The following is a 3384-nucleotide window of genomic DNA, read 5'->3' as shown; positions in this document are numbered from 1 at the left end:
CTCGGCGCTGTGGCGCCGACGGGTCTTGTTCTTGGCTTCGGTCATGGTGTCCACCTATCTCGTTTGGTGGACACCATCGTTGCCACTTATGCCGCCGACCTCAAGGGTGGGATGGCCGGACGCTTACCCTTCAGCGTTGAGCGACTGCTTTTCCCTTGGCCATCCGGCAGCTCCTGGCCGAGACCACCAGTTCTTGCCCGCACCAGGAAGCCGACACTCAACAATGGAGTTGGACCGACCGCCCGCTTGCTCAGGCCCCAGCCGGCGCAAGTCGACCCAAAGCAGGAGTTCGACTCGGCTGCACGAAGCTGTCCTTCGGGTTGCAGTGGTCGGCAGGCTTTGTGGAGTCAAACTCGCAAGCCCGTGCTTGGCAAGATCGATTCCGAAAGTGACAATGCTCATGGAATTCTTCTTCCAACAAGCGAGTGAGTTGATGAGAGATCGAATTTCCCATCGTGGCACTTTGATGCCGTACCGCGCAAATGCACGGACCACCCGGGGCGGGGAAGTCCCTTTCATTGATTAAGGACCCAAATGCCCAGCACGCCCACAGATCCGCGAATTGCGCCACTCGTCGAGTTTCTAGCGAGAGTGCCGACTCTGCGAGGTCATATAAGCAGCGGTGTGCAGGAGGGCGGTCTGTGGTGGGTCAAATTTGGTATCGACATTGAGCACCCTATGGCTTGGCGAGTTGTGCAGGAGCTTGGTCACATCCTCAACTACGTTTCCATTGAGGAGCCACTGCCTTCAGTCTTCAAGCCGGTGTCACCGCCGGTCTACTTGAACGGCGGCCCCAAGGAATACCTTTCCTGGATAATTGAGCCAACACATACCTCATTCACTCCAGCGCTATGCAAGGAGTGGCTCGAAGGCAGGTTGCCGAAGCCGGTGGACAACCTCTCAAGCTGGGAGCTCGAAGACGATGATGCCGACGAACCGTAGGCTCAGCTTAAGGTGGCAGCGCGCTCCTACCGCGACGTCCAACCCTTCCACCTGGACATCACCAAAGTTGCACTCTTTTTGAGCCTATATGAATCAATGACTTAGGTCTCGCTTAGTCAAAGTTGCGATGACAGAATCTTCAGAGTTGCAGTGAGCCTGTGCAGTAGTCCCCTAAAAACTCTTGCCACATAGATCAATTCCACTGGGCTTTCATGCTCGGGGGCGAGTGGGCCAACTCATGATTGGTTAGGCGTCATCTCGCAGGCAGCAGTTCTACTGCTTCTCTATGCCACACTTTGCATCTCGCCTCTCTAGATACAGAGGATCCCAACTAACTCTTACCTTGCATGAGTAGTCGTAGGTGACGTGCCCAAGGAGATCCTTGTTGCTGCGTTCTGACGACGAAAGGTGCTCAACCTTGTTTCGCTGTCCGATTGCACGTTGCGCGATGAAACTTGCAGCAACTCGGTCACAGCCCCATCTTTGATTGTTGCCACCGCCGACCCACCCAGTGCTTCCCGTATGTTCTTCTGTTCGAAGCCAGCCTTCTTGCCCAAACTCTGGTAGTCGGCATGACTTGTAGATAAGTTGGTTGGAAGGGTTAGCGGGTGTCGTGGCCTGAGTGGCAGAGCTCATAAAATAAATGCGCTGTAGACCAGACCAAATGACGAATGGCTGCTGACCGTTGCTCGCCTGAACTTCCAACTGTACATTCCTGAACATCGTTACGGCTTCTACATCTGGTATCTCTAGATTTCGCGCCAGGGCTTTGGCGTAGTTTCCAGAATCCGGCGCAGTCATTCCTTCCTGCGTCGCGTACGCAACCAAAACGCCAGATGCCTGCGGTGTAGCTACAAAGGCCTTGCCACCTATTTGAATTGGTCGATCTTTACTTGTTATCTGAAGCTCATTTCGACATGCGTCGAATACGACGAAGTGGAACGCCGCCGGAGAGCTTGCTCGTAGCTTGTCAATCAAGTCCGCCTTCAGGTCAATCAGTCGTTCCCAGACGCTGCTGTCGTCCCACTCGGTCACATCCGTGGGAATAAGGTAGTTGGCTTTGAGCTGTGGATGCGAGACGCCATGCCCAGCGTAGTAGATGAAGCTCAGGGCATTGTCTCCGGCGCCTCTCACCCTAGCGGTGTGCCTCGATATTGCTCTATGGATATCGACGAACCCCGCGTCGCCAATCTTCTCGATTTGGAACCCTAGTTTGCGTAGCGAGGTTTCGATCAGCGCAACATCCGTCTTAGGTTGCTTCAGTACCCCCAATTTTGGATCGTACGACTCATTTGCAATCAGCAGCGCCAGTCGGGCTTCAGCCTCGGCGCGGCCGGCTGTTAGCGACAAGAGACCGGCGAGAACAAAAGTAGTCAGGACTCGACGTACGGGATAGCCTAGTGCTAGTACCATACATCTGTCCTCTTCTTCCATTCTTCCCATGTAACAGCCGGATCGTCCGGAAACTTCTGCAGAACGCGCTTCTCGCCTTGAGACTTGAGGCGGGCGTTGTCATCCCACGCCGACGATCCGAATGTCCTGACAGCCGTGTAAATCGCATCCGAAGTTGTCGTAGCGACCTTTAGTTCTTGCATTGCAAATTTTAAAACTTCGTCTGCAGCAGGGCGTGATATGGATTGTTCCCAATACAGGAAATCGTGCAGAACGGCTGCGTATGTATACGCTCCATCCGGAGGCAACAGGGTCCAGAAGAGGCGGGGAACGCTTGCAAAGTCAGTAACGAATCCGCGAGGTGCGGTTACGGACGGAAGGGGCGCCTGACTTGGTTCTGGAGCCCAGCTTATTGGTTGAAGCAGGATGTAGATTCGTTCAGGGAACTTCTGCACGTGAAGTGGCGGACCAAGGCGGCGCGTGCTTAGCCAGTCAGCCAGCCACTTGTCGCGTTCTGGCATATTGCTCTGTCCAACAGCTTTGCTTGGCCCCGACCAGATTCCAAGCGTTGCGACGGCGCCAGCGGCGATGGCCCCCGGGGCGACGCGGGCTACTAGGTGACGACGGCTCAGGTTCATGCGCGGTTCTCCTTGCGGAACTTGTCAGAGGCGTACGCCTGAGTCAGTTCCATCTCAGGCTTACGGATTATGACGACGGACGACTTGCATTGCGCGAACCAATGCTTGCTGCGAACCTCTCTTCATCATCCGCCCAGTGGATGAACTTTCTTGGCGATGGGTGTAGTGAAGTTGCGGTGGTCTCTGGTGGCGAACTTGTGCCCATGCACGCTGGCCGTTTTCAGTCGGCCCCAGAAGCTCTCGGTCGGCGCGTTGTCCCAGCAGTTGCCCTTCCTGCTCATCGATGAGCGCATCTTCCAGTCCTTCAAAGCGTCCTGGAACTCACCGCTGCAATACTGGCTGCCACGGTCGCTGTGGAATATCAGACCAGGCAGCGGTCGGCGGCGCCACCACGCCATGGCCAGCGCGTCCT

General features: G+C 55.6%; 3 protein-coding genes and 1 pseudogene. 1 reads left to right on the top strand and 3 read right to left on the bottom strand.

The features are described 5' to 3' along the window. The first annotated feature begins 534 nt into the window (after positions 1 to 534). A complete protein-coding gene (locus B0E41_RS00455; RefSeq protein WP_077327543.1) occupies positions 535 to 942 on the top strand; it encodes a hypothetical protein in 408 nt (135 codons plus the stop codon). Between the two features lie 273 nt (positions 943 to 1215). On the opposite strand, the gene B0E41_RS00450 is transcribed toward B0E41_RS00455, so the two are convergent. The 3 genes and pseudogenes from B0E41_RS00450 to B0E41_RS00440 all read right to left on the bottom strand — a co-directional run. Continuing rightward, positions 1216 to 2355: a caspase family protein gene (locus B0E41_RS00450; protein ID WP_171984617.1), complete on the bottom strand. Its 1140-nt coding sequence runs from the start codon at positions 2353 to 2355 to the stop codon at positions 1216 to 1218. Continuing rightward, complete coding sequence (locus tag B0E41_RS00445) at positions 2346 to 2972, bottom strand: DUF1353 domain-containing protein (RefSeq protein ID WP_077327537.1); 627 nt, start codon at positions 2970 to 2972, stop codon at positions 2346 to 2348. The genes B0E41_RS00450 and B0E41_RS00445 overlap by 10 nt, the downstream gene beginning before the upstream one ends. 182 nt (positions 2973 to 3154) lie before the next feature. Continuing rightward, positions 3155 to 3384, bottom strand: a pseudogene (locus B0E41_RS00440) (DDE-type integrase/transposase/recombinase); the annotation flags it as partial.

Origin of the sequence: Hydrogenophaga sp. A37 (assembly GCF_002001205.1) — a bacterium.
Classification (GTDB): domain Bacteria; phylum Pseudomonadota; class Gammaproteobacteria; order Burkholderiales; family Burkholderiaceae_C; genus Hydrogenophaga.
This window is presented reverse-complemented; position numbering and strand designations above follow the sequence as displayed.